Origin of the sequence: Provencibacterium massiliense, assembly GCF_900169495.1 — a bacterium.
Lineage (GTDB): Bacteria > Bacillota > Clostridia > Oscillospirales > Ruminococcaceae > Harryflintia > Harryflintia acetispora.
This window is the reverse complement of the sequence record NZ_FWCH01000012.1, coordinates 249,303-273,792: the sequence shown is the minus strand read 5'-3', so window position 1 is coordinate 273,792 and position 24,490 is coordinate 249,303. Positions and strand designations below refer to the sequence as shown.

Below are 24,490 nucleotides of genomic sequence, written 5' to 3'. Positions count from 1 at the left end.
CTCAAATCATTTGAAAATGCTTCAGTGCATCCATAATCGCCGCTTCCTTTTCCGGCGGACACTGTGGCACTTTGGCATCTTCCTTTTTTGACAGATTATAATTCTGCCCCACATCCAGCCCGCACTTCCGTTTGACCTGGGAGATATACAGGCTGGACACCTTCAAACCATACTTTTCCAGCACATACGCTTTGATCTCGTCATAGGTAGCCTTGCTCTCCGCCGCTGTCAAATCCAGCTCATCCAGATTCAACTCCACCTCGATATGTTGCTTAGTATTGAGTTTGGACAAAAGAACTACCGTCTCCACATGTGTCGTGCGCGGGAACAGATCGAACGGCGTAATCTCCTGGAGCGCGTAGCCCAGCTCCCGCAGCCGCGCGCAGTCGCGCGCGGCAGTCGCGGGATTGCAGGAGATCATCACCACCCGCCGCGGGCCCATCCGGGAAATGGCAGCGAGCACCTGTTCATCACACCCCTTGCGCGGGGGATCGACGACCACCACGTCGGGACGGATCCCTTCCTTTTCGAGCTTCTGTGCGGCCCCGGATGCATCGTCGCAGAGGAAGCGCGCATTCTCGATCCCGTTCTCCCGCGCGTTAACCTTGGCGTCTTCGATTGCCGCGGGCACGATCTCCACACCGATCAGCTGCCGCACCTGCCGCGCCATCGTGAGCCCGATGGTCCCGGTGCCGCAGTAGAGATCGAGCAGCACCTCGTTTCCCGTCAGCGCGGCACACTGCCGGGCCTTCTGATAGAGCAGCTCGGCAGCGTCGTGGTTAACCTGGTAAAAGCTCTGGGCCGACAGATTCACCCGCACGCCGCAAAGAAGATCGGTGATCACCGGCCTACCCCAAAGCACCTTGGTCCTCTCCCCCAGCACCACATTGGTGTTGCGCCGGTTGACGTTCAGACAGACCGAACGGATGGGCAGCCGCGTATCCCGCAGCCTTTCGAGCAGCCTCCCGCTTTGGGGAAGGGTCTCGCCGTTTAAGACCAGGCAGACCATGATCTCGCCGGTGGCGAACGCCTTGCGAAGATACAGCTGGCGCACCAGCCCCTTACAGGAGCCTTCGTCATAGCAGGGAATCCGTTCCTCCTGCAAAAAGTCCCGCACCACCCCCGCGATCCGCTCAAACTCCGGCGGCTGAAGACGGCAAGCAAGGTTTTCCACCACCTCGTGCGAGCGGCGGGCGAAAAAGCCGATGATCACCTGACCGTCCCGCTCCCTCACCGGATAAAGCGCCTTATTGCGGTAGCCGTCCACCATACCGGTCGAAACGAGCGGCTGGCACTCCAGCGAAAAGCCGCCGATCCGGTCAAAGGCGTCCTGTACCTGCTGCCACTTGGCCTCTTTCTCCGCCCCATAGCTCAGATGCCGCAGCGCACAGCCGCCGCAGCGCCGGCTCACCGGGCAGTCCGGCTCGATCCGGTCCTTGGAGGGGACGAGGAGCCGCTCCAGCCGCCCATAACAAAAACGGGGGTGCACCTTGACGATTTTACATTCGATCCTGTCCCCTATGGCGGTATCCGGCACGAAAACAGCCATCCCCTCATAGCGGCCCACGCCGTTGCCCTCGCTGGTCAACGCCGTGACAGCAAGCTCGATCACACTGTTCTTTTGCAGCATCCCTTACTCCCCATTCGCATTTACTTCCTTTATGATACCATAAACCGGGCCCGGTTGAAAGCGGGTTGTTCACAATCTGTTCCTTGACAAGATCATCCAAAAACCACTATAATATCCTATAAGATATTGTAGTGGTCACACAGACTGAAATGGAGGTCAAACGATGCTCAAAAAACTGCTTCATTCCCTGCCGATGGGGATTCTGCTGGCCCTCTCGCTGTGCAGCACCGTTTTCGCCGCCGAGGTGAACCCGGCCACCGGCGACAACAGCAAGATCGGCCTGGTGTTCATCATTCTGGGCATTTCCCTGGTCGCGGTCATCGCCTTCGTCATCATGAGCATTCGCAAAAACAAAAAATAGGCGTGCTTCTCATGCAGTCGGCAAAGCGCTAAAAAGCCCGGAACCGAAGCGGTTCCGGGCTTTTGTTGTTTGTCAATAAAGCTTTCTCGGTTACTCGATGAGATAGCCTTCTGGCTATTTCATTGGACTCACCTTTTCATCTTTATTTGCGGCTCATATCACTTTTCAGCTTGCCGCAGAACAATCTATTGAATTGTATTTGGAATGCTCATTACCGCTTCACACAATCAAACCTCATCGAAAGCTTAGTGTACGGTTCCACATAGTTCCCGGCGGGTCATTTCGTTTACAGCAGTTGCCTCGTGTTCACTCCGAATCCAGTCCGGCCGCTTCGACTTTTGCAACCCATTGCCGATCCTTGCCATACATCGTACGGTAGTCTGATCGTCTTTCCTGTCTTACGTTTTCTTTGATTGTGTGAATGCTGCCAACAAATCAACTGTTTCCTTCCTTTATATCTGATCCATCAACCGGTCTTCAAAACAAACACGCCTTAAAACCACTTGATGGAGGAAACCGCATTTCTGCGTTCATTCCTATGAATCCTTTCTTAAGGAATCCATACCGGCCGGCCGTTTGAGCCAGCCCTGATATACCAGAGGATTATTTTGCTGTTGGATGACATTCGTTTTTCTACGCCCGATTCCATCGACCTTGCCGCGTTTCGATAACCTGCTTTTAGTGGTTAAATCCACTCGCGTTACAAGAACGATTTGTTTTCATGCAACATCATTTCTGATGGATACTTTGCGATGAAATCAAAGCCATATTCTCGCTTGGATTCGCTAGGTTACCGATCCTTATTCGACGGAGCCGGGGTCCCCTCAAAGCACTGCGGCTCATCTTCCGTCAAGTACATCGGAACCACCCCTTTCTCCTTTTGTTCTAGTCTATTCATTTCCTTCCGTCTTTGTGTCTTTATTATAACCGCCCCCTGCGCCATTGTCAATAGTTTTTTTAAAATTTCTTGAAAACTTTTATTGATAATCTACATGCTGTCAACCTGCCATTCTTTTCTTGAATTCTTGGCAGGTTTGGTATATACTAATGGATACGGCAGAGAACGCCGGGCAGAATATACTGAGGAAAGGACCGGTGGAGATATGGCAGATGAGATGGACTTCTCCCCTGATTTGATGACTCTGGTTGATGAAGACGGTAAGGAGCACATGTTCGAGGTGCTCGATGCAATCGAGACGGACGACGGGCGGTATCTGGCCATGGTGCCGCACTACGACGAGGTCGAAGAGCTCCTTGAAAGCGACGCTGAGCTGGTCATCATGAAGGTGCTCTGCGACGACGAGGGCGAATACCTGGAGGCGATCGACAACGAGAAGGAGTTCAGCTCCATCAGCGCTATCTTTACCGAGCGCCTGGAGGACGAGTTCGACATCGAAGCGATCGAGGACATCGAAAACGACGAAGACGAAGAAGCCGGCGAGGACGAGGACTGAGCCTCTCCGAACGGCCATAAAGAAGATCCCTGCGTTGTGCGGCAGATAAGCAATTATTTAATCCAACACTTTTTGAATTGGGAATCCGGACGCGGTCGGCGGATTGCAGACCTCCCGGCCCTCGGGCCGGACGAAGGGAGCGCGAAACCGACTGGAGGATACCCACCTGTCTTCGTACGGGTTTCATTAAGGCTTATCACCGGCAAGGCGGGGATTTTTTTCGCAAAATTTCAATAAGCTAAACCACTTCCCCTTTTCCCAGGAGGCGCTCCATGATGAAACTTGCGCTTGCACAAGAGCAGAATATTCCCCGCATTATGGCACTGATTGATCAGGCCAAGGCCTTTTTAAAGGCGAACGGTGTGGATCAGTGGCAGGACGGCTACCCCGATCGTCCCTGCATTGAAAAGGACATTGAGGATAAAACCGGCTACCTTTGCCTGCTCGGCGGAGAAATCGTCGGCTGTCTCTGCATCGATTTCTGTGGCGAGCGGGCATATGACAGCATAAACGGACGCTGGATCAGCGACCAGCCCTATGTCGTCGTGCATAGGCTGGCCTTGGATAACTCCGTAAAAGGGCGGGGCCTTACCTCCGGTGTTCTGGAGCTGGTGGAGGATATGGCCCGAAAGCGGGATGTACATAGCTTTAAAATGGATACCGACCAAGACAATGATATTATGAAGCACGTTTTGCAAAAGAATGGTTTTTCGTATTGTGGGACAATCTGTTTTGACAACAGCGAAAAAATAGCCTATGAAAAATTAATCTAACGATTCATCCGCCTGGGCAGCGCGGCCGCCGGCCCTGCCCAGGCCCATTACATCACCGTTTTGAAGGAGGCAGTACATGGATCAGTGGCTTTGCCGCACCGGGCTGCTGCTGGGCGAAGAGGGCCTTCGCCGCCTCGCGGGAGCCAAGGTCGCCCTGTTGGGCCTGGGCGGCGTGGGCGGCTCCTGCGCCGAAGCGCTCTGCCGCGCCGGGGTGGGAAACCTCATGCTGGTGGACAATGACGAAGTGTCGCTCAGCAACCTCAACCGCCAGCTGATCGCAACGCTTGACACGATCGGCAGGCCCAAGACCGAGGCGGTGGCCGGGCGCCTGCGCTCGATCAATCCCCAAATCCGCCTCACCCTATGCCGGCAGTTCTATCTCCCCGAAAACAGCTCCTTCCTTTACGGCTGGCAGCCCGACCTGGTGCTCGACGCCATCGACACGGTGACGGCCAAGCTCCATCTGGCCCAGGAGTGCCGGCGGCTTGGGATTCCTCTCGTCAGCTGCCTCGGGACCGGCAACCGCCTCTCACCCCAGCATCTCACCGCCGGGGACATCACCGAGACGGTTTCCACCGGCTGCCCGTTGGCGCGGGTGATGCGCCGCGAGCTGCGCCGGCGCGGGATCGAACATCTTCGGGTGGTCTATTCGACCGAGCCGGCGCAAAAGGCGGTGGTGCTCGACGATGAAAATACCGGGCGGCACCCGCCGGGGAGCATATCCTTCGTGCCGCCGGTGGCGGGCTATATCCTGGCCGCCGAGGGGGTCCGGCTGCTGCTCGGACGAGCGGACGAAAACAAATAACCATGTATAAACCGTTCCGTATTCTGGAAACCTATTCCGGAATACGGATTTTTTTATTGCTTCGCAATAAAAATGGCCATGGCCATAGGCCGGCCGTGAGAATTGTAAAAAATAGCTCGAAGAGCTATTTTTATGGCCGGCCAACGGCCAACGCTATTGTTTGTGTGGGAGGCTTTGGCGATGAAAAAAATGAAAAAGACCCTCGCGGCGGCAGCCGGCGTGTTCGTGGGTTTCCTCAACGGATTGTTCGGTTCGGGCGGCGGGATGGTCGCCGTGCCGGTGCTCAAGGCCCTGGGGGTGGAGGACCGCAAATCCCACGCGACCTCAATTTTGGTCATCTCGGTGCTCTCGCTGTTCACCATCGGGATGTACCTCGGGAACGACAGCTTCCATCTCACCGACGCGCTCTATTATCTCCCCGGGGGGCTGGCGGGCGCGGTGGTCGGGGCGCTTCTGCTCAATAAGCTCCCTCTGCGCTGGCTGCGCCTGCTCTTCGGCGGGGTGGTGCTCTATTCGGCCATCCGGCTGTTTTTCCGCTAAAAAAGAGAGGTCGGTTTTAAAGCGCGCTTTCAAACAGGGAGTTTCGCATGGCGAAACCGACACGAAACATCCAGAGAGGAATGATGATTCATATGGAATGGCTCACAGCTCTGCTCCCCGCCTTCTTCGGCGCGGTGCTCAGCGCTTTGGGGATGGGCGGGGGCGGGGTACTGCTGATCTACCTGACCGTTTTCAAAGACGTCGACCAGTTTGCCGCGCAGGGGATCAACCTGGTCTTCTTTATCCCCATTGCAATCGTCTCACTGATCATCCATATCAAGAACAAGCTGGTGGACTTTAAGGTGGCGGCCATCCTCATCCCGGCGGGGATTTTGGGGGTGTTCGCCGGCAGCAAGCTCGCGGGCAGCCTGCCAGACGGGCTGCTGCGACGACTGTTCGCGGGATTTTTGCTGCTCATTGCCTTTAAGGAGATCTATTCCGCCTTCAAAAAGCCGGCTTCTGAAGAAGAAACGAATGCCGGACAGAGCCCGGCCAAAAAATAGCGTTCCTTCCCCTCGCGCACTGAATAAACCGCTTCGCAGGGGCACAAACTATGTTCGGAGGTGCTAAAAGCATATGAGCAACCATTCTAAATTTGGTAAATTTCTTTCCTCAAAAGGGTTTTACATCGCGCTTGCGGTCTGCGTGGTAGGCGCCGGCGCCGCGGCATGGGTAGCGATCGATTCCACCATGAACTCGATCACGGCACAGGACGAAAAAAAACTGCAAAACCCTCCGGCAGCCTCCTCGCAGGCAGACAGCGGCGAGGCGGGCGACGAACTGGACTGGGGCTTCTCAGACCTGAAAGAGGCCGAGAGGAAGGTGGAGGACGTCGAGATTTCCTCCTCCAGCGCTCCCGAGGAGAAAAAGGAGGAGAGCAAGTCCTCTACCTCCTCACCCGCGCAGCCGCAGCAGGCCTTGTCATCCGAGCCGTCTGCCGATGTGCTCGATCTCTTCTCCAAACCCGCCGGCTCGTCCGAGCAGCCGATCTTGGCCTACAGCTTGCCCGTGATGTCCGAGGTGTTTAACCCCTACAGCGGCGGTGAGCTGGTCAAGAACGTGACCCTCAACGACTGGCGCACCCACGACGGGATCGACATCAAGGCGGCCAAGGGTACCGACGTGATGGCCTGCGCCGACGGCACCGTGTCGAAGATTTACGACGACGCGCTTTGGGGCACCTGTGTGGAAATCGAGCATGCGGGCTCCCTCGTCTCGGTCTACTGCGGGCTGGACAACCAGACCCTCGGCGTCCAGGAAGGCCAGCAGGTCAAGGTCAAGGACGTGATCGGCAAGGCGGACAAGGTCCCCTGCGAGATCAGCCTGGAAAACCACATCCACTTTGGCCTCAAGCAGGCCGGCAAGTGGGTCGACCCGGTCGAGACCATGGGCCTCAAGTAGTCCGGCTTTCATCGTCCCGGGGAGGTACGCCGATGCGCTCCTTGCTCGCGCAGCTGCCCCGCAGGGTCGCGATCAGCGCCAGCTGGTCCCCCACGACCTCCAGCAGGGCGGACATCACCGAGATGTCCTCGATGCTCCTCCCCTCGGCAAGGGAGGAAGCGATCGCTGCGGACACCATGAGCAGTGCGTTTTCCTCCACAGGGTTTTGACACATCCCCGCTTCCCTCCCCTTCTTTGGAACAACCAACTCTTACCCCCTATTCTATGAAACCAGGGGCAAAACCGTCCGCAACAGACGGTTTTGCCCCTGGTTTTCGTTGTTTATTCCTGTTCGATCAAACGCCGTGCTTCAAACAGAAGCGCCTCGCGCTCGTTTTCCGCCCGGCCCTCGATCACGGCGTCGAGCAGCCGTCCCCGCAGCACGCCGAGGTACGGGCCCTCCGGCACCCCGAGGGCCATCAGCTCCCGGGAGGACAGCGCGAGGTCCCGCTCGCGGTAGCAGGCCCCCTCTTCCAGCAAGTCTTCCAACAGCGCCTGCGCGCGGTCCACCTCCACCAGCCGCTCGGGCCAGGTCCCCTGCCCGGTCCAGTCGGCGCGGCGAAAGACGAGCAGGCGGCGAACGGCCGTCTCCCCCAGCTCGTGCAGCGCGCGCAGCAGCGCGGCGCGCTCGGGCGGGAGCTTTCGGTCGTGGTGGCGCACCAGGGCAGAGACCTCCTCCACCGTGCGCCGCGGCAGGTGCAGCGCGGTGAGCGACGCGCGCGCCATCCGCTCACTGATGAGCGGATGGCCCCGGAAATGCCCGATCCCCTGCCCGTCTATCGTGAAGCACTCCGGCTTGCCCATGTCGTGGAAGAGGGCGCAAAGGCGCAGTACCGGCTCGGGCGGAACCGCCTCGAGCACGCGCACGGTATGCTCGAATACGTCAAAGCGGTGGTAAGGGTTGTGCTGACCGAGTCCCACCATCGGTTCGATTCCGGGCAGCACCACCGCCAACACCTGCCAGTATCGGCGCAGCACCCGTCCGCACTCCCGCCCGCAGAGGAGCAATATCAGCTCCCTGGCGACGCGCTCGGGTGAAATACGCAGCAGCAGCGAGCGGTTGCGCAGAAGGCTTTTTTCCGTCTCCCGCTCGACCGAAAACCCATGCTGTGCGCTCTGGCGCAGCGCGCGCAGCAGCCGCAGGGCATCCTCGCCGAAGCGGCGGTCCGGCTCCCCCACGCAGCGCAGCACCCGTCTTTGCAGGTCCTCCTGCCCGCCGAAGGGATCGCACAGTCCCTCCCGGGGGCTGTAGGCCATCGCATTGACGGTGAAGTCCCGCCGCGCGAGGTCCTCGCACAGCCGGCTTGTAAACCGCACCCCATCGGGGCGGCGGCCGTCGCTGTAGCTGCCGTCGATCCGGTAGGTGGTCACCTCAACTTGCTCCCCGTCGAGGATCAGGGTCACGGTGCCGTGGCGCTCCCCGGTGGAAACCACCCGGCAAAGGGGAGCGAAGAGCGCGCGCACCTGCTGCGGGGTGGCGCTGGTGGCGACATCCCAGTCGCACGGACATTCGCCGAGCAGGCTGTCGCGCACGCAGCCGCCCACCACCTGGGATGAATAGCCGCTATCCTGCAGCAGCTCGAGGATGCGCTCCACCGTCCTTGGCAGCTCGATTTGCACACCGCTTCCCCCTCTCCTTTGATTTCCTTATTATAGCGCAAAAAACCGCCTCATGCAAAAGCTCCCCGCCAAAGGCGGGGAGCTCTTCAATAGACGACCTTATCCAGGATTCCGCCGAGCTTGGCCAGCAGAATCCCATAGTTGGTGATCGGCACGCCCTGCTCCTTGCATTTCGCGATCCGCGAGAGGACGTGCGCGCGGTTAAACATGCACCCCCCACAGTGAACCACCAGCGCATAGGGGGTCAGGTCCTGTGGGATGTCCGCGCCCCGGCGCACTTCGATCGAAAGCCCCTGGCCGACCCGCTTTCGCAGCGCCGCCGGAATCTTGACCCGCCCGATGTCCCCGTCGAGCGGCTCGTGGGAGCAGGCCTCCAGAATCAGCACCTTATCGTTTTCGCACAGGGTGTCCAGCGCCGCGGCGCCCCGCACATATTCCTCGATGTCCCCCTTATAGCGCGCCATCAGCACCGAGAAGGAGGTGAGCCGGGTTCCCTTCGGGCAGAGGGGATAGACCTCCCCGAAGGCCTGGGAATCGGTGATGATCAGCGCGGGCGGCTCCCGGTAGAGCGAGAGGGCCTGTGCCAGCTTGTCGGTGGTCGCCACCGAGACGCAGGCGCGCAGGTCCAAAAGGTCCCGGATGGTCTGCACCTGCGGGAGGATCAGCCGCCCCTTCGGCGCCTGGATGTCCTGCGGGGCGATGAGCAGGACATGGTCCCCCTCCCCCACCAGATGCCCGGTGATCGAGGGCAGCTCACAGTCCTTCGGCGCGGCCTCGATCAGCTTTTCCTTGAGCAGTGCGACGCCCTCCCCCGTCCTGGCGCTCACCAGCGCGTGGGGGAGGCCCTTGATGAGCGCCGGCATTTCCGTGGAGAGGTCGGACTTGTTGACGGCGACCACCACCGGCTTCTTGTGCGCACGCAGCAGCTCGAGCCACTGCTCCTCCTGGGAAAGGTCCTGCTGCCCCGCCGTGAGCACCAGGAGGGCCAGGTCGGTGCGCTCGAGCACCTGGCGGCTCTTTTCGACCCGCAGGCGCCCGAGCTCCCCCTCATCGTCGAACCCGGCGGTGTCGATCAGCACGCAGGGGCCCAAGGGGTAGAGCTCGACCGGCTTATACACCGGGTCGGTGGTGGTGCCCGCAAAACCGCTCACCAGCGCCACCTGCTGCCCGCACAAGGCGTTTACCAGCGAGCTCTTGCCGCTGTTGCGCCGTCCGAACAGGGCGATGTGCAGCCGCGAGGCGTTGGGGGTCTGGTTTAGTTCATTGACCGGCATACCGTCTCCCCCTAAAAGCGGAAGTCCCGCTGCCCGTGCGCGATCAGCCTGAGGTTTTCGATTGCTTTTTGGCGCACCTTCTCGTTGGGAATTTTTCCGAGCTCCCGCAGGATCAACGCCTCGCCCTTTTGGCGGGTGTCGTCGCTGGCGTAGTCGGTGAGGTATTCCTTGAGGGTCATCAGGGCGTTGGGCTGGCAGCAGTTGGCGATCTGGCCGGACTTGACCAGGGACATGAAGCGGTCCCCCGTGCGCCCGAGCCGGTAGCAGGCGGTGCAGAACGAGGGGATATACCCCATGCCGAGCAGCCAGTTCACCACCTGATCGAGGGTGCGGGTGTCGGCCAGGTCGAACTGGGCCGAATTCTCCTCCTCTTCCTCCGGCGTGACGTAGCCGCCCACGCTGGTGCGGCTGCCGCCGCTGATCTGGCTGACCCCCAGGTGCAGCACCTTCTCGCGGGTCTTCTGCGACTCGCGCGTGGAGATGATCAGCCCCGTATAGGGCACCGCTATGCGCAGCACCGCCACGATCTTCTGGAAAGTCTCGTCCGAGATGGCGTCCGAGAAGTCGCCGGGGTCCACGTCGTCCGCCGGGCGGATGCGCGGCACGCTGATGGTGTGCGGGCCGACCCCGTGCACCGCCTCGAGGTGCTCGGCGTGCATGAGCAATCCGACGAAGTCGTAGCGGTAGAGGTTGAGCCCGAAAAGCACCCCGCAGCCCACGTCGTCGATCCCGCCCTGCATGGCCCGGTCCATCGCCTCGGTGTGGTAGGCGTAGTTGCTCTTGGGGCCGGTGGGATGGAGCAGCTCGTAGCTCTTTTTGTTATAGGTTTCCTGGAACAGGATGTAGGTGCCGATCCCGGCCTCCTTGAGGCGGTGGTAGTTCTCCACCGTGGTCGCCGCGATGTTGACGTTCACCCGGCGGATGGCCCCGTTCTTGTGCTTGATCGAATAGATGGTGTCGATGCTCTCGAGCACATATTCGATCGGGCAGTTCTGGGGGTCCTCGCCGGTCTCGAGCGCCAGGCGCTTATGGCCCATGTCCTGCAGCGCAACGACCTCCTGGCGGATCTCCTCCTGGGTGAGCTTCTTGCGCCGGATGTTCTTGTTTTTATAATGATACGGGCAGTAGACGCAGCCGTTGACGCAGTAGTTGGAAAGGTAGAGCGGGGCGAACAGGACGATCCGGTTCCCGTAAAAGCGGTCCTTGATCTCCTGGGCCAGGGCGTGCATCTTCTCCTCCTCGTCGGGCAGGTCGCACGCGAGCAGCACCGCCGCCTCGCGGTGGGAAAGCCCCTTGCAGTCGCGCGCGCGCTCGAGCAGCGAATCGATCAGCGCCCGGTCGTGCTTATGCGCTTCGGCATACTCCAGGGTTTCGAGGATTTCACTATCGTCGATGAAATCCACAGCGTTCATTGATTTCGGGTTATACATAATTCCTGTCTCCTCCTTTTAAGTCGGAGTCAAAGCGGAACCTTCCCGATCGATCGGATATACTCCTCCAGCTCGCGCCGGGCGGTGATAAGGTCGGTCTCCTCACCGAAGTCGGTGGGATAAATTTCATACTGCCGGCGGTAAGCCCAGGGCGTTACCTTGCGCATGATGACGTTCGCCCCGCCCGAGAAAACCGCGTCCCGCCCGTTTTTGTCGAGCACGCCCAGCGAGGTGGTCGCCGGGAGGTTCGATTTTGGCAGCAGCAGCCGCGCGAGGGCCACCGCACGCAAGGTGAGCCGCGCGCTGCCCGGCTGATAACCGCCGAACGGCGTGTCGGGATGGGGGATGAACGGGCCGATCCCGGCCATGTCGCAGCCGAGCCGGCGCAGCATGAGCAGATCGTTCGCCACCACCCTGGCCCGCTGGCCCGGCAGCCCCACCATGAAGCCCCCGCCCAGCTCGTAGCCGAGCTTCTTTAGGTTGCGCTGGCAGCCGATCCGGTTCACCAGCGCCTTCCCGTCGCAGATCCTGCCATACATGCGCGCGTCGCTGCACTCGTGCTTGATGAGGTAACGGTCTGCCCCCGCCTCGCGAAAGGCGCGCAGCTCCTCAAACGGGCGCTCGCCCACGCTCAGCGTGATGGCCATCCCCCCGCATTCCCGGCGGATCCCCTCGATGACCGAGCACAGCTTCTCTTTTGTGTACCACATGTCCTCCCCGGACTGGAGCACCACGGTGCGGTAGCCCGCCTCGCTTGCCGCCTTCGCCGTTTCGATGATCTCACCGGGCTCCATGCGGTAGCGGGGGAGCTTGTCATTTTGCGCGCGCAGCCCGCAGTAAAAGCAGCCGCAGCGGCAATGGTTGGAAAACTCCAGTATCCCGCGGATATGGACCGTGTCCCCCACCGCCTTTTGGCGCACCTCGTCCGCCGTATGCAGCAGATAGGCGTCGTCCTTCATCGCGAGGACCTGCTCGAGCTCCTCGGTCATCGGCAGATAGCCCCTTGCCATCCGATCGATCGTGATCTTCGCTTCCACTCATGTCACTCCAGGTTTGCAGTCTTGGCGGTCATGGTCTTGACACTGATCCCCCCGATCTGTCCGAGCCGGCCCGCCAGCGCGCTCAGCTCGCTTTGGGGTGCGTCGAGCACGATGGAGATAATGTTGATCCCCTTCTCCCGGTAAGGCAGCCCCATCCGGCCGACGATGTACCGCGAGTATTCGTGCAACAGGTTGTTGGTCTTCTCCACGCTCCCGGGCTCCTCCACGATAATCCCGATGAGCGCGATCTTTGTTTGCATGCTACGTCTCCTCCCTCTTTGATTGTGCAGGCCCCGAAAACGGTCGGCATACAAAAAGCCCGCATATCCGCTCCCTAAAGTTCGACGGATATACGAGCCCACAGCGACGGACTTCGCCCCTCGCCGGATAAGCCATGTTCACGTCCTCTTTATCTCAGGCGGCAACGCCTTAAGAACTCAGAAGCCTGTGGTTTCATCATACTCCTTTGTTATTTCACTGTCAATTGCTTTTTGAGAGAAAATATTCCTTCTTTTTTGTCTGTTCGAGGCTGGTTCCCATGTGGTATACTGGGAACCGGAACGCAGACGCCAAAAGGGAGGACGCAGCATGCAGACCATCCCCGCCAAGACCATTGTGACCCGCACAAAGGACACCAGCTGGTTCGGGCTGGATTACAACATGAACATCTACCGCGGCTGCTGCCACGGGTGCATCTATTGCGACAGCCGCAGCGAATGCTATCACAACGACGACTTCGACACGGTGAAGGTCAAGGAGAACGCATTGCAGATCATCCGGGACGACCTGCGCCGCAAGGTAAAAACCGGGGTGGTCGGCACCGGCTCGATGAGCGACCCGTATAACCCCTTTGAGCGCGAGCTCGAGCTGACCCGCCACGCGCTCGAATTGTGCGACGCCTTCGGCTTCGGGGTGGGGATCGCCACCAAGAGCCCGCTGATCCTGCGGGACCGGGACGTGCTGCTGGACATCCGCAGCCACTCGCCGGTGCTCATCAAAATGACCGCCACCGCGGCCGACGACGCGCTCTGCCGCAAGGTCGAGCCGAACGTCGCCCCCACGAGCGAGCGGCTGCAGGCCCTCGCCGCGCTCGCCTCGGAGGGGCTCTTTTGCGGGGTGCTGCTCATGCCGGTGCTCCCCTTCATCGAGGACAGCGAGGAGAACGTGCGCGCTCTGGTGCGCCTGGCGCAGGAGAGCGGCGCGCGCTTTGTCTACCCCGCCTTCGGCGTGACCCTGCGCGACCGGCAGCGGCAGCATTTCTACCGCCAGCTGGACTTGCGCTTCCCCGGCCTGCGCGCGCGGTATGAGCGGGTTTATAAAGAGCGCTACGAGTGCCGCACGCCAAACTTTAGCCAGCTCTGGCGGGCGTTCAGCGAAGAATGCGAGGCGCGCGGGCTGCTCTACCGCATGAGCGACATCGTGCGCGCCTACAAGGCGGGGTATAGGAACTCCCAGCTTTCGTTGTTCTAGCTCTGCAACAATCAAAAAACACCCTCTCCAAATGGCAGAGGAGCATAAAGAAGTATTGCGAAAATACTAACCTATGCCAAGTGAACGGGAAATATGAAACCTCTATGTGAATGGACGAACCATTTGCATAGAGGTTTTCTTTTGCTTCTTAAAATTTTTCAGCGTCCGCAGGACGCGCAGCCGTCACCGAATGGGGACGATCTTGGGGGCTTGGGGGGAATCCCTCAACAAGCATTTTGGCCGGTGCAATCCGGCCAAAATCGCAAAACATGTATATGTTTGCATTGCTTGCCAATCTGTAATCTCACAGCTTTTGAATTTTTTTAGTTCGCCTATATTCCAGAGGGTTCATCTGAAATTGTTGACGGAATACTTCGGCAAACTTCCCTTGTTTTGTATATCCAATTTGTGAAGCGATTTCAGATATGGATAGCGTGGTTTCAGTTAATAACTTTTCTGCCATGCTCATACGTAAATCACGCAGATAGTCGGAAACATTTTTTCCATATACTCCTCGAAAGTAATTTTTCAAACTTGTTTCACTAACGCCGAATTGTTGTGCAATCTGTTTCATGGGAATATGCTGTTTCAAATCAGCGGTTAATATCTGCTCTGCCTTTTTCGCAATTTCCACTTGTACGCTGGTATAGAAGGTTAGAGTTTTTTCCTTGACAACATTTCCTGCATCTAACAGTAGATGTAGCAACTCCAAGACACAAAGTTTCATATGAAAAGGAGATGATGTTTCATAGAACTGCCATAACCGCTCAAGGATTTTTCCCATTTCACTGCTGGCTTCTGCGATGTATGTATCCTTTTTTTCAAAGTAGATTTCTGACAGTTGCGACAAGTTCAAATTAAAAAGATTATCCACATTGGAGTTGGCTTCTGTAAAAAAATCAGGGTCAAAATACATGGTAATACCGTGATAATACTTCGTAGGGAAATAAGATTCGCTTTGCGAGGTCTGCCTGCTGATGCAAAAATCTTTTTCTTTGAGATAAATATAAGAATTGTCATCCAAAAGCATTTCAATCCGGCCACCCACACAATAATTAAACTGCATAGGGTGATACACAGCATTTTCTGCGATTTCTCCCGGCAAAGAACGAGCGTGAATGTCAAAGAAAATCAGGTGCATATATGGCAGAATATTGAAAAGGGTTGTTTTACTGATGCCCTCTGCCGAATTGATTGTGAATGACAGGCTATCCGGCCCTTTTTGCAACTGCACATTTGATGAAACCAAATAGTTTTCAAGCATTTGATTTAATATTTCACCCATTACACCGCCCCTTTTTTAGCTACTATTTCTTGCGATATGGAATCGTCACAACTATTATCGTCTTATTTTGATTCCTTGTCAAGTTAAAACTCGTTGCTATATGGGGCTAAAATGCTGATATAGGGATAGAAGTACAGATGAACGGTGTGCTATACTTCATTGTGGTTAGCAAAGCCTAACCACAATGAAAAGTTAGGAGGACATTCTCATGAATGAAAAGAAACTAAAGGCAAGAGACTTCATCACCATTGGTATCTTTACCGCAATCCTGTGGGTTGTGCAGATGGTTATCATGTATCTCGGATTTCTATCCCCGTTTGTTGTCGCCGGTTATGCCGTTCTCATCCCGATTGTCACAGGTATTCCGATGATGCTCTACTATGCGCGGATCGAAAAGTTTGGGATGCTTACAATAACATCGGTTATTGTTGCAATCCTGTTGTTTATCTTTGGCATGGGCTTTCTTGGCGCACCTGTTTGTATTGCGGCAGGAGTGATTGCAGATCTGATTGCCAAGTCCGGGAAATATAAAAGTTGGAAAAAAACCGTTATCAGTTGCGGCGTATTCAATCTTTGGGTTAGTGCAAGTTATCTTCCCCTCATTCTCACAGCAGACTCTTACAAGCAAAGTCTGATTGAAAGCGGATTTGATGCTTCTTTTGCCGATACTCTGTTTACGCTCGTAACTCCCGCTACATATCCAGTCATTATTCTGCTCTGCTTTGTGTGCGGAGTAATCGGTGCGTTTATTGGTAAGGCCGTTGTACGGAAGAACTTTGAAAAGGCGGGAATTGTGTAAATGGAAAATGGATATAGAAAAAGCCTCAATATCCGCTTCCATCTTGATCCGAGAACAAAACTGCTTTTGCTGATTTTGTTTTCCGTTGTTGTAATGATTGATGTAACGGATGGCCCGGCTTATATTGTCCGGGCCATCATGACCTACATTCCTGTGGTTCTGGTCTGCCTGGAAGGGAAACCCCATGTAGGCGCAAGGTTTACTGTTCTTTTCATTTTGGCTACATGGCTTATGGAGATTACACAGGAAAACATCGGGGGCATAGCGGGCATGTTGATACTGTTTCTATGCTACATGATTACGCAGTTTGCACCAACGATGATTATGGTCTGGTACTGCATTTCAACAACAAAAATCAGTGAATTTATGGCTGCTATGAACCGTATGCGCCTGCCACAAGGACTTGCAATTTCTATTGCCGTAATGATGCGCTTTTTTCCTACATTGTCAGAGGAATACCGGTCAATCCGTGATGCTATGCGTATGAGAGGAATTGCTTTTGGCGGCGGCAAGGTAACGAAAATGATTGAATATCGTTTAGTTCCTCTGCTGTTTTCCTGTATCAGTATCGGGGACGAGTTATCAGCGGCGGCAGTCACCAGAGGTCTTGGAGCACCGGTAAAAAGGACGAATGTTTGTGAGATTGGGTTCCATAGCAAAGATTATGTGGTAATTGCAGTAACTTTAGTGTTGTCAATTTTATATATTTACCTTTCAGTGTGAGTGGAAGTAGGATGATATGATTGAGATAAAAAATGTAACCTTTCATTATTCAGGATTAGACCAAGCGGGACTTTCTGATTTTAATCTGTCTGTTACAGACGGAGAATGTATTCTTTTGTGCGGTGCATCAGGCTGTGGTAAAACAACTGTGACGAGGCTTATCAATGGTCTTATCCCCCATTTTTTCAAGGGCGAGCTTACCGGGGATGTTTGTGTGAATGGATTAGACATCAAGCAGCAGGAACTTTATAATCTGGCCGGAATTGTCGGGTCTGTTTTCCAAAATCCCCGCAGCCAATTCTTTTCCGTAGACACAGACGGCGAAGTGGTCTTTGGGCCTGAAAATATCGGCTTGCCAAAGCCGGAAATTTTATCCAGGAAAAAGCAGGTAGTCCAGGAGTTAAATCTAAATGAACTTTTGGGACGCAGCCTTTTCGACTTATCTGGCGGTGAAAAACAAAAGATTGCCTGTGCATCGGTGGCGGCTCTCTTACCGGACATCATCATTTTGGATGAACCATCCTCAAATCTGGATTGGGCGGCAATCCGCGATCTGCGTGATGCTATGCAGCTGTGGAAGTCTCAAGGCAAGACGATCATCATTTCAGAACACCGCCTATGGTATCTGAAAGATATTATTGACCGGGCAGTTTATATGGAAAAAGGCCGTATTGTCAACGAATGGACAAGGCAAGAATTTTCTCAGCTTACTGAAAAGGAATTGAAATCTTATGAACTTCGGCCTGTTACATTGGAGGAACGCTATATCCGGCAATTTTCTAATGTTTCAAAGTCAGGCGATGAAAATCCCGCAGACCAGAGAAATCTGAAAACAGGCATTGACGGAGATGAACTGTTGTGCCTTACGGATTTCTATTTCACTTACACACCGCGAAAATATCTTTTCGTAAAGAAAAAGCTGACACCAGAAGATGAAGAAATCTGCGATTTACGGATACCACATCTTCAAATTGAAAAAGGGAAAATTGTCGGAGTGATTGGGGATAACGGCTCTGGAAAATCAACCTTTCTTCGCTGCTTATGCGGGTTAGAAAAGACCTGTATAGGGACTGTCGAAGTCTCAGGCAGAACATATCATGGGCGGCAGTTGACAAAGATTTGCTATATGGTTATGCAGGATGTAAACCATCAGCTATTTACAAATAGTGTTCTCTCCGAAGTGCTTCTGTCAATGGAACACCCCGATGAGAAGGCAGCCGAAAAAATTTTAGAAAGCCTTGACTTGGATGAATACAAGGAAAAACATCCGATGGCTTTGTCAGGAGGACAAAAGCAGCGGGTAGCGATTGCATCTGCTATTGCAGCACAGGCGCAGATATTACTTTTCGATGAGCCGACATCTGGACTGGATTACCGCCACATGCGTGAGGTTGCGGAACTTTTGAAAAGACTGGCGGCTGAAGGAAAGACTATATTTGTATCGACCCATGACCCGGAGCTGATTGCTTTATGCTGTGATAGAATTATCCGAATCACTGAGGGACGGGCGCAGGAAGTCGGCTGATATTTCTGAAGAAGGAGGTTGATAAGTTGTGAAAGAACAGAAAAAGGGTTCTCCCCTCGGCACTCTTTGGAGCTGGGGGAAGGCTCATCACGGTAAATTTGTTTTCAGTATTATCCTGGCAATTCTCGGTGTGGCCTGCCAGATGATACCGTATTTTTGTGTAGTTAATGTCATTTCTAAAATGTTCGCTGGAGAAACTGCCTTCTCTGCATATCTGCCTGTATGTCTTGTGGCTTTAGCAGGATATTGCGGGAAGGTGCTTTTTTCAAACCTGTCAACAGTAATTTCCCATAATGCGGCATATAGTACGCTGCGGGATCTGCGGGAGCGTGTTGTGGAAAAACTCGCAAAGGTGCCGATGGGAACGATTTTAGACACCCCATCCGGCCACTATAAAAGCATCATTGTTGACCGGATAGAAGGGATGGAAATACCATTTGCTCATCTCCTGCCGGAAATGACTTCAAATATGTTGGTGCCGCTGTTTATCATTGTATACCTGTTCGTTTTGGATTGGCGGATGGCACTTCTTTCCTTGGCAACCCTGTTTATCGGGTTGGTCATTATGTCCATCGGTATGCGGAACTATGCCACAGAAGGCGCAGGTGCAATGGCCGCCAGCAAGAAAATGGCCGATGCTGTTGTAGAGTATATCGGCGGTATTGAGGTAGTCAAAGCATTCAGCCAGTCTGCAGGTTCCTATGAGAAATATGCGGATGCTGTCCGGGGCAATGCAGATTACTACATAAAATGGATGGCTAACAGCCAGAAAACCATGTGTTCTTATAATGCAGTGATCCCGTCCGTACTTCTAAGCGTCCTTCCGGGCGGTATGGCTCTTTGGCTTTCCGGCAGTTTGGAAACCATGACCTTTATGGCAGCGGTTATCTTTTCCCTTGGACTTGTGGGGCCAATCATGGAGGCTTTTTCTTTCACCGGCTCTTTGGCTATGCTGGGAAAAAATACAGAGGAAATCGACAGCATCTTAAATGCCGAAGAACTTCATCATGCCAATGGGCCTGTTGCGTTTGACGATTTGGAAATTGAACTCAAGAATGTATCTTTTTCTTATGATAAACAGCAGGAAGTTTTGCATGGTATAAATCTTTCCATCCGCCCCGGAACGATAACCGCCTTTGTGGGGCCTTCCGGTTCCGGCAAGTCTACGATTGCAAAACTAATTGCCGGATATTGGGATGTTACCAGCGGCAGCATTACTTTGGGTGGTCATGAGCTGACAGAGGTTCCGTTGTCACAGCTTTCGGAACAAATTTCCTATGTATCCCAGGACAACTACCTGTTTAACCGCAGTATCCGTGAAAATATCCGTATGGGAAAACCTGGCGCATCTGATCAAGAAGTAGAAAAAGCAGCAATCCGAAGCGGCTGTGACAGCTTCATTCGTGGGCTGGATAAAGGTTATGAAACGATTGTCGGCAGCAGCGGTTCCCAGCTTTCCGGCGGTGAACGCCAGCGAATTGCTATTGCCCGCGCTTTGCTGAAAGACGCTCCCATCGTGATTTTAGACGAGGCAACAGCTTTCATTGATCCAGAGAATGAAGCAATCGTCCAGAAAGCAATTTCTGCATTAACTGCCGGAAAGACACTGATTGTAATTGCCCATAGGCTTTCTACAATCACAGGCGCAGATAACATTGTGGTAGTCAATGCAGGAAATATTGAAGCACAAGGCACCCATGAACAATTACTGGCTCATTGTCCGCTTTACAAGGATATGTGGCAGGCGCACATTGGTGCAAGAGATGAAGCGTAAGGAGGTGGTTTCATGCTTGGCACATTAAAGAAAATATTTGCATTTGCAGGCAATCGGAAAGGGCTTTTGAAAAAATCATTGTTCTTTTCCTTTCTTAACGGTATTTTTGCGTCATTTCAGTTTGGCGCGCTTTACTTCATTGTAGACGCTTTGGCTTCGGATAACCACAGTCTTACTTCTGTATGGCTGTCGCTGGGGATGATGATGCTTTCCATCGCCGGACGGATTTTCTCCTCCTTCTTTTCCATGAATGAGCAGACGGTAGTAGGATATGGCATGGTAGCTGATAAGCGTATTTCGATTGGTGATCGCCTCCGCTATATCCCGATGGGCTACTTCAACAAGAATAATATCGGCACGATAACCGGCATTGTAACCACGACATTAGGGGATGTAGAAAGTTCAGCACCCGTAGCATTGGTCAACATGATCGGCGGATTTTTCAACTCCGTTGTTCTTATTCTGTTCCTGCTTCTTTTTAATTGGCAGCTTGGACTTGTCGCTCTGGTTGGGGTTGTCTGCTACCTGCTGGTGACAGAAGCGGCTACTCGAAAATCGACTTCCACAGCAGAAAAAAGGCAGAGCGCACAGCGGGGATTAGTAGAAGCTGTTTTGGAATACATCCAAGGCATGGGTGTGGTAAAATCCTTTGGCTTTGAAAAGGATAGTTCCCAATCCATTGCTGCTGCTATTCGGGATAGCAATAAAGGAAATTTGAAGCTGGTTTATGCAGTAGCTCCTTACATTGCGCTGCAGCAGCTTATAGTGCGGATTTTTAGCACGATTTTACTGATACTGTCCATTTATCTTTATACGATCAACGCATTTTCTTTTGTGTATGGCATCCTTTTTGTTGTCCTTTCCTTCACTGTGTTCAACAATCTCGAAAGTGCTGGTAGTCAAATTACGATGTTGCAGATGCTGGCATCTTCGATTGATACCGCAAATTCTGTGGATAATACGCCAGTCATGGACGAAAAGGGTACAGATATTACGCTGCAGGACACAAACATCGTCTTTGATAATGTGGATTTTTCCTATTCAACGCGAAAGATTTTAGACCATGTTAGTTTTTCTATCCCTGAAAAAACGACTACGGCCATTGTAGGCCCTTCCGGAGCAGGTAAGACAACGATGTGCAATCTGATTGCCCGCTTTTGGGATGTGAACGCCGGGAAGATTACCATAGGCGGTACGGATGTACGGGATTTCAAACTGGACAGCCTGATGAAGAATATCTCGATGGTGTTCCAGAGCGTGTACCTCTTTGCAGATACGATTGAGAACAATATCAAGTTTGGCTGCCCGGACGCCACCCATGAGCAGGTAGTTGAGGCGGCGAAAAAGGCTTGCTGCCATGACTTTATTTCCGCTCTGCCGGAGGGTTATGACACTGTGATTGGCGAGGGCGGTGGCACTTTGTCCGGCGGTGAGAAACAGCGTATTTCCATCGCCCGCGCCATGCTGAAAAATGCGCCCATCATCATTTTGGACGAGGCAACAAGCAGCGTTGACCCGGAGAATGAGGATGAATTGCAACGGGCTATTGAGGCGTTGACCCACAACAAGACCATCATCATGATTGCCCACCGGCTGAAAACTGTTCGGAACGCCGACCAAATCCTTGTGTTAAACAATGCCCATATTGTCCAGCGCGGCACTCATGCAGAGCTGATCCGGCAGAAGGGCCTGTATGCCGACTTTGTATCGGCCAGACAGGAGGCCATAGGCTGGAAACTGGGTTAGTTATTTTGAAGGGAGGTGTGCTTATGGCTTTAACATCAGCAATGGAGGATTATCTGGAGGCCGTCTTAATGATGCAGCAGCGTCATGGCTATGTCCGCTGCGTGGATGTTGCAGAGCATTTAGGAGTGAAAAAACCTTCCGTAAGCCGGGCAGTCAAGGAATTGTCCAAATCCGGCCATCTTGTTAAAAACGCTGACGGTACACTTTCCTTAACAGAAACAGGATTGCAGCTTTCCGAACAGATTTATGAAAAGCATCGTTTTTTTACAGAACGGCTCATAGCGGCAGGTGTGGACCCCAAAATAGCAGAACAAGACGCTTGCAGTATTGAACATGCAGTTAGTGCGGAATCCTTTCAGAAATTAAAGAAAGCATTTAATGAAGGCTAAGGAGGTGGTGATATGGGAAATTAGCTGTGCTTGATTTAGCTGAAACTGGCTGGCAGATTGGAGAAAAGTTGTTTGCTCTGCTATCCGCAGAGCAACGGCGGGAACTTGCGCAGTTTGTTTTCGAGAGTGAAACAAACTATGCTAACCCGATTTATTTACCACATCAGGCCATCTTCCGCGGTAAATATTCTATCCCCCAAAGGCTGAACCATCCCCTAACAGAAACACGATCTGGAGATTTGTACTTCTGTTTAGAGCAAAGACTTGTTACAATCCGGGAGCAGCCGATAGAATTGACCGTCAAGGAATTTGAAATCTTCTCGCTGCTTATCTTAAATCCGAAGCGGGTATTTACCTATGAAATGCTTATGGAATTAGTATGGGAAGAAGATTACACTTACTATTCCCGCAAAGCAGTCAATAACCATGTGAGCAATCTGCGGAGGAAGTTAAAGATCGCTCCTAACCTGCCAGACTATGTGAAAAGCGTCTACGGTATCGGCTATAAGTTTGAAACAAAATGAAAGGTGCGACAGCGTTGTATGTATGCTGTCGCACCTTTTTAATCATCTTTTTTACAAACCAAACAAAGCCAATCTTTTTGGTTTTGGTCTACCTCGATTTTTGAAAACCCAGCATTTTCCAATTCTTTCTCAATCTGCTCGGAAGTATAAATTGTCATGCCGTGGATTATATCTGTCCATTTTTCGTCCTTTGTATTTTTCCCATTGGATTCATTGCATATCAGGAAAGTTCCTCCATTTTTAAGCACACGATATACTTGCTGAAAAGCAACTTGAATACCGGGCCAAAAGTAGATTGTTTCAAAGGCAGTTACCAAGTGAAAAGTGTTTTCTGAAAACGGCAGATTCATAACATTGCCTTGCAAAACTTCGCATCGGCCTTCCTGAATTGCTGCCCGATTAAGTTTTTTCGACTTCTGAACACTAACTTCGGAGTAGTCAACGCCAGTTATGTGTCCATTTGAACTTTTTCCCAAAAGGCGTTTGAGGTTAGCCCCTCCACCGCAGCCAATATCCAGACAGAAATCATCGTCGCGGATTTTTATGTGCGTCAAGCCCCATTCTGCAAGTGCGGCATGGCCGGTGTTCATCATATTGACCATGATCTTCCCGGCGAATCCTTTTGGTTTGCAGGTGTTTTGAAAGAAAGACATATTTTTTCTCCTAATTTAACATGATGCGAAAGATTGGCAAGTGCCGATTCTCCGAAGTTTTCCCGCAGAGTAGGAACTTAAATTTCTCCGGGCGTAACGCCATATCTTTTTTTAAAAGCGTCGATAAAATGGCTTGCGTTGGTATATCCTACCATCCATACCACGTCTTTTACCTTGTACTTTCCGCTTTGCAGCAGGCGGTAGGCCATCTCCATTCGTTTTTCCACGATGTATTCATAAACCGTGCAATTAAAACAGATTTTGAACCCCTGTTTCAATTTGGTTTCGCTCAAAAAACATTGTTCGGCAATCTGTGCGATTGTCAAAGGATGGAGGAAATGATTGTCGATAATTTCCCTCGCTTTCATCAAGCATCGGTAATCTTCTCTGGAAATATCTTTGGTATTTTTCTGCTTGCCAATCGCTTCATCACAAAACAAAGACAGCAGTTCTAAAACCTTTCCTTCCAGATACAACTTGCGCAGCTTCCGCTCGGGCGGGCAGTCCAACAACTGCTGTAAAACAAGGCGTATCTCCGGTGTGGTGGAAAATACATGGGTACAAATCTTATCATCCCGCCGAATTAAATGCGCTGCTTCTAAATCTTCTGTCAGTGAGGAAAAACGTCCTTCCTCCAGCGAAATGCTCAAGGTATGGTAAGGCTGCTCGGAACCGAAATGGCTTACGCACTGTGAAAACGTCCCACATTGCAAACTGCACTGTGTTGGGGAAAGCTGGTAGTGCTCGCCTTGCTTTTGGCGATAATCCCATTCGCAGATCCCATTCATACAGAAGGAAAGCTGAAAGACCTTGCGCTCTGGATATTCTTCGTACAATTCCGTTTCCCGCTTAAAGGCCATTTCAGACTGAACCAAAAACAGTCCTTTGGATAACTCCTGCATACCCACAAAACCATCGGCAACCTGTTTTGTGAGATCAAAGCAGTTGCCGGTTTGTTTATGCCCTACGGTACCCGAAAGGCCGGAAACCTGAAAAGAGTGAGGCATATATTCGGGGGCGGACCATTGTAAAAGCATACTGCCAAACTCCTTTCACAAAAATAACAGTTAGCAATAACTAACCACATAATATCACATCTGCTTGCGAAAATCAAGTCGCTTCAAAAACAGATTTGCCGGATTGGGGTATAAAACCGCCGGATTCGGTCACAAAAGCGCCAGGCGGTTTTGCTACACTAAACTGTGTTTGGAAAATAACACGGAAAGGCGGGTAAA

At 53.1% G+C, this 24,490-nt stretch carries 25 protein-coding genes and 1 other RNA gene; 16 read left to right on the top strand and 10 right to left on the bottom strand.

The genetic code is table 11. The features are described 5' to 3' along the window. Nucleotide 1 precedes the first annotated feature (1 nt). Nucleotides 2-1,630, bottom strand: a complete 1,629-nt coding sequence (gene rlmD / locus B5477_RS06350; protein WP_079698906.1) for a 23S rRNA (uracil(1939)-C(5))-methyltransferase RlmD — start codon at nucleotides 1,628-1,630, stop codon at nucleotides 2-4. Nucleotides 1,631-1,793: 163 nt separating this feature from the next. On the opposite strand from rlmD, the gene B5477_RS06345 reads away from it, so the two are divergent. The 8 genes from B5477_RS06345 to B5477_RS06310 all read left to right on the top strand — a co-directional run bounded on the left by B5477_RS06345 (nucleotide 1,794) and on the right by B5477_RS06310 (nucleotide 6,964). Further along, nucleotides 1,794-1,991: an LPXTG cell wall anchor domain-containing protein gene (locus B5477_RS06345; RefSeq protein ID WP_079698905.1), complete on the top strand. Its 198-nt coding sequence runs from the start codon at nucleotides 1,794-1,796 to the stop codon at nucleotides 1,989-1,991. 1,103 nt (nucleotides 1,992-3,094) lie between these two features. Beyond that, nucleotides 3,095-3,445: a DUF1292 domain-containing protein gene (locus tag B5477_RS06340; protein WP_079698904.1), complete on the top strand. Its 351-nt coding sequence runs from the start codon at nucleotides 3,095-3,097 to the stop codon at nucleotides 3,443-3,445. A 23-nt stretch (nucleotides 3,446-3,468) separates the two neighbouring features. Beyond that, nucleotides 3,469-3,663: non-coding RNA, 6S RNA (gene ssrS / locus B5477_RS06335), on the top strand. A 54-nt stretch (nucleotides 3,664-3,717) separates the two neighbouring features. Then, the gene (locus tag B5477_RS06330) at nucleotides 3,718-4,218 is read left to right on the top strand and encodes a GNAT family N-acetyltransferase (RefSeq protein WP_242942138.1); all 501 of its coding nucleotides are present in this window, start codon (nucleotides 3,718-3,720) and stop codon (nucleotides 4,216-4,218) included. A 76-nt stretch (nucleotides 4,219-4,294) separates the two neighbouring features. Next, nucleotides 4,295-5,023, top strand: coding sequence for a tRNA threonylcarbamoyladenosine dehydratase (locus B5477_RS06325; RefSeq protein ID WP_079698903.1), 729 nt, complete (start codon nucleotides 4,295-4,297; stop codon nucleotides 5,021-5,023). A gap of 180 nt (nucleotides 5,024-5,203) precedes the next feature. Continuing rightward, entirely contained in the window at nucleotides 5,204-5,563 is a 360-nt protein-coding gene (locus tag B5477_RS06320) for a sulfite exporter TauE/SafE family protein (RefSeq protein ID WP_242942137.1), read from the top strand. Nucleotides 5,564-5,610: 47 nt separating this feature from the next. Beyond that, nucleotides 5,611-6,066 carry a sulfite exporter TauE/SafE family protein gene (locus B5477_RS06315; RefSeq protein ID WP_079698902.1) on the top strand — a complete coding sequence of 152 codons (456 nt, stop codon included), beginning with the start codon at nucleotides 5,611-5,613 and terminating at the stop codon, nucleotides 6,064-6,066. A 73-nt stretch (nucleotides 6,067-6,139) separates the two neighbouring features. Beyond that, nucleotides 6,140-6,964 carry a M23 family metallopeptidase gene (locus B5477_RS06310; RefSeq protein WP_079698901.1) on the top strand — a complete coding sequence of 275 codons (825 nt, stop codon included), beginning with the start codon at nucleotides 6,140-6,142 and terminating at the stop codon, nucleotides 6,962-6,964. Here B5477_RS06310 and B5477_RS06305 read toward each other — a convergent pair. From B5477_RS06305 to B5477_RS06280, 6 genes are all read right to left on the bottom strand, one after another. Then, nucleotides 6,957-7,178 carry a hypothetical protein gene (locus tag B5477_RS06305; RefSeq protein WP_079698900.1) on the bottom strand — a complete coding sequence of 74 codons (222 nt, stop codon included), beginning with the start codon at nucleotides 7,176-7,178 and terminating at the stop codon, nucleotides 6,957-6,959. The genes B5477_RS06310 and B5477_RS06305 overlap by 8 nt on opposite strands. Nucleotides 7,179-7,285: 107 nt before the next feature. Continuing rightward, complete coding sequence (locus B5477_RS06300; RefSeq protein ID WP_079698899.1) at nucleotides 7,286-8,623, bottom strand: CCA tRNA nucleotidyltransferase; 1,338 nt, start codon at nucleotides 8,621-8,623, stop codon at nucleotides 7,286-7,288. Nucleotides 8,624-8,709: 86 nt separating this feature from the next. Continuing rightward, nucleotides 8,710-9,897 carry a [FeFe] hydrogenase H-cluster maturation GTPase HydF gene (hydF, locus tag B5477_RS06295; protein WP_079698898.1) on the bottom strand — a complete coding sequence of 396 codons (1,188 nt, stop codon included), beginning with the start codon at nucleotides 9,895-9,897 and terminating at the stop codon, nucleotides 8,710-8,712. Between the two features lie 11 nt (nucleotides 9,898-9,908). Beyond that, nucleotides 9,909-11,327 (bottom strand): [FeFe] hydrogenase H-cluster radical SAM maturase HydG, encoded by a 1,419-nt coding sequence (hydG, locus tag B5477_RS06290; RefSeq protein WP_079698897.1) that lies wholly within the window; start codon nucleotides 11,325-11,327, stop codon nucleotides 9,909-9,911. A gap of 29 nt (nucleotides 11,328-11,356) precedes the next feature. Beyond that, nucleotides 11,357-12,364, bottom strand: coding sequence for a [FeFe] hydrogenase H-cluster radical SAM maturase HydE (hydE, locus tag B5477_RS06285; protein WP_242942136.1), 1,008 nt, complete (start codon nucleotides 12,362-12,364; stop codon nucleotides 11,357-11,359). A 5-nt stretch (nucleotides 12,365-12,369) separates the two neighbouring features. Continuing rightward, nucleotides 12,370-12,627 carry a TM1266 family iron-only hydrogenase system putative regulator gene (locus B5477_RS06280; protein ID WP_079698895.1) on the bottom strand — a complete coding sequence of 86 codons (258 nt, stop codon included), beginning with the start codon at nucleotides 12,625-12,627 and terminating at the stop codon, nucleotides 12,370-12,372. Between the two features lie 328 nt (nucleotides 12,628-12,955). On the opposite strand from B5477_RS06280, the gene B5477_RS06275 reads away from it, so the two are divergent. After that, nucleotides 12,956-13,837 carry an SPL family radical SAM protein gene (locus B5477_RS06275; RefSeq protein WP_079698894.1) on the top strand — a complete coding sequence of 294 codons (882 nt, stop codon included), beginning with the start codon at nucleotides 12,956-12,958 and terminating at the stop codon, nucleotides 13,835-13,837. A 304-nt stretch (nucleotides 13,838-14,141) separates the two neighbouring features. Here the strand turns inward: B5477_RS06275 and B5477_RS06270 are convergent, their stop codons facing one another. Beyond that, nucleotides 14,142-15,122: a helix-turn-helix domain-containing protein gene (locus B5477_RS06270; protein ID WP_079698893.1), complete on the bottom strand. Its 981-nt coding sequence runs from the start codon at nucleotides 15,120-15,122 to the stop codon at nucleotides 14,142-14,144. A gap of 208 nt (nucleotides 15,123-15,330) precedes the next feature. On the opposite strand from B5477_RS06270, the gene B5477_RS06265 reads away from it, so the two are divergent. From B5477_RS06265 to B5477_RS06235, 7 genes are read left to right on the top strand one after another with little or no spacing between them, the layout of a single operon-like run. Beyond that, entirely contained in the window at nucleotides 15,331-15,921 is a 591-nt protein-coding gene (locus B5477_RS06265) for an MptD family putative ECF transporter S component (protein WP_022789432.1), read from the top strand. After that, on the top strand, nucleotides 15,922-16,644 hold the full coding sequence (locus B5477_RS06260) for an energy-coupling factor transporter transmembrane component T (protein WP_002607860.1): 723 nt from the start codon (nucleotides 15,922-15,924) through the stop codon (nucleotides 16,642-16,644). 16 nt (nucleotides 16,645-16,660) lie between these two features. Next, entirely contained in the window at nucleotides 16,661-18,169 is a 1,509-nt protein-coding gene (locus B5477_RS06255) for an ABC transporter ATP-binding protein (protein WP_079698892.1), read from the top strand. A gap of 28 nt (nucleotides 18,170-18,197) precedes the next feature. Further along, nucleotides 18,198-19,943 (top strand): ABC transporter ATP-binding protein, encoded by a 1,746-nt coding sequence (locus B5477_RS06250; RefSeq protein ID WP_079698891.1) that lies wholly within the window; start codon nucleotides 18,198-18,200, stop codon nucleotides 19,941-19,943. A 12-nt stretch (nucleotides 19,944-19,955) separates the two neighbouring features. Then, nucleotides 19,956-21,689, top strand: coding sequence for an ABC transporter ATP-binding protein (locus B5477_RS06245; protein ID WP_022789423.1), 1,734 nt, complete (start codon nucleotides 19,956-19,958; stop codon nucleotides 21,687-21,689). Nucleotides 21,690-21,712: 23 nt separating this feature from the next. After that, a complete protein-coding gene (locus B5477_RS06240) occupies nucleotides 21,713-22,078 on the top strand; it encodes a metal-dependent transcriptional regulator (protein ID WP_022789422.1) in 366 nt (121 codons plus the stop codon). A gap of 26 nt (nucleotides 22,079-22,104) precedes the next feature. Continuing rightward, the gene (locus B5477_RS06235) at nucleotides 22,105-22,602 is read left to right on the top strand and encodes a winged helix-turn-helix domain-containing protein (protein WP_242942135.1); all 498 of its coding nucleotides are present in this window, start codon (nucleotides 22,105-22,107) and stop codon (nucleotides 22,600-22,602) included. A 38-nt stretch (nucleotides 22,603-22,640) separates the two neighbouring features. Here B5477_RS06235 and B5477_RS06230 read toward each other — a convergent pair whose 3' ends face one another. Further along, the gene (locus tag B5477_RS06230; RefSeq protein ID WP_079698890.1) at nucleotides 22,641-23,255 is read right to left on the bottom strand and encodes a class I SAM-dependent methyltransferase; all 615 of its coding nucleotides are present in this window, start codon (nucleotides 23,253-23,255) and stop codon (nucleotides 22,641-22,643) included. Nucleotides 23,256-23,332: 77 nt separating this feature from the next. Next, nucleotides 23,333-24,292, bottom strand: a complete 960-nt coding sequence (locus B5477_RS06225) for a helix-turn-helix domain-containing protein (RefSeq protein WP_079698889.1) — start codon at nucleotides 24,290-24,292, stop codon at nucleotides 23,333-23,335. Nucleotides 24,293-24,490: the final 198 nt, after the last annotated feature.

What these genes read in the sequence shown, in the direction of transcription:
- rlmD (WP_079698906.1), bottom strand. Translation starts at nt 1,630, where the DNA reads ATGCTGCAAAAGAACAGTGTGATCGAGCTTGCTGTCACGGCGTTGACC.
- B5477_RS06345 (WP_079698905.1), top strand. Translation starts at nt 1,794, where the DNA reads ATGCTCAAAAAACTGCTTCATTCCCTGCCGATGGGGATTCTGCTGGCC.
- B5477_RS06340 (WP_079698904.1), top strand. Translation starts at nt 3,095, where the DNA reads ATGGCAGATGAGATGGACTTCTCCCCTGATTTGATGACTCTGGTTGAT.
- B5477_RS06330 (WP_242942138.1), top strand. Translation starts at nt 3,718, where the DNA reads ATGATGAAACTTGCGCTTGCACAAGAGCAGAATATTCCCCGCATTATG.
- B5477_RS06325 (WP_079698903.1), top strand. Translation starts at nt 4,295, where the DNA reads ATGGATCAGTGGCTTTGCCGCACCGGGCTGCTGCTGGGCGAAGAGGGC.
- B5477_RS06320 (WP_242942137.1), top strand. Translation starts at nt 5,204, where the DNA reads ATGAAAAAAATGAAAAAGACCCTCGCGGCGGCAGCCGGCGTGTTCGTG.
- B5477_RS06315 (WP_079698902.1), top strand. Translation starts at nt 5,611, where the DNA reads ATGGCGAAACCGACACGAAACATCCAGAGAGGAATGATGATTCATATG.
- B5477_RS06310 (WP_079698901.1), top strand. Translation starts at nt 6,140, where the DNA reads ATGAGCAACCATTCTAAATTTGGTAAATTTCTTTCCTCAAAAGGGTTT.
- B5477_RS06305 (WP_079698900.1), bottom strand. Translation starts at nt 7,178, where the DNA reads ATGTGTCAAAACCCTGTGGAGGAAAACGCACTGCTCATGGTGTCCGCA.
- hydF (WP_079698898.1), bottom strand. Translation starts at nt 9,897, where the DNA reads ATGCCGGTCAATGAACTAAACCAGACCCCCAACGCCTCGCGGCTGCAC.
- hydG (WP_079698897.1), bottom strand. Translation starts at nt 11,327, where the DNA reads ATGTATAACCCGAAATCAATGAACGCTGTGGATTTCATCGACGATAGT.
- B5477_RS06280 (WP_079698895.1), bottom strand. Translation starts at nt 12,627, where the DNA reads ATGCAAACAAAGATCGCGCTCATCGGGATTATCGTGGAGGAGCCCGGG.
- B5477_RS06275 (WP_079698894.1), top strand. Translation starts at nt 12,956, where the DNA reads ATGCAGACCATCCCCGCCAAGACCATTGTGACCCGCACAAAGGACACC.
- B5477_RS06270 (WP_079698893.1), bottom strand. Translation starts at nt 15,122, where the DNA reads ATGGGTGAAATATTAAATCAAATGCTTGAAAACTATTTGGTTTCATCA.
- B5477_RS06265 (WP_022789432.1), top strand. Translation starts at nt 15,331, where the DNA reads ATGAATGAAAAGAAACTAAAGGCAAGAGACTTCATCACCATTGGTATC.
- B5477_RS06260 (WP_002607860.1), top strand. Translation starts at nt 15,922, where the DNA reads ATGGAAAATGGATATAGAAAAAGCCTCAATATCCGCTTCCATCTTGAT.
- B5477_RS06255 (WP_079698892.1), top strand. Translation starts at nt 16,661, where the DNA reads ATGATTGAGATAAAAAATGTAACCTTTCATTATTCAGGATTAGACCAA.
- B5477_RS06245 (WP_022789423.1), top strand. Translation starts at nt 19,956, where the DNA reads ATGCTTGGCACATTAAAGAAAATATTTGCATTTGCAGGCAATCGGAAA.
- B5477_RS06240 (WP_022789422.1), top strand. Translation starts at nt 21,713, where the DNA reads ATGGCTTTAACATCAGCAATGGAGGATTATCTGGAGGCCGTCTTAATG.
- B5477_RS06230 (WP_079698890.1), bottom strand. Translation starts at nt 23,255, where the DNA reads ATGTCTTTCTTTCAAAACACCTGCAAACCAAAAGGATTCGCCGGGAAG.
- B5477_RS06225 (WP_079698889.1), bottom strand. Translation starts at nt 24,292, where the DNA reads ATGCTTTTACAATGGTCCGCCCCCGAATATATGCCTCACTCTTTTCAG.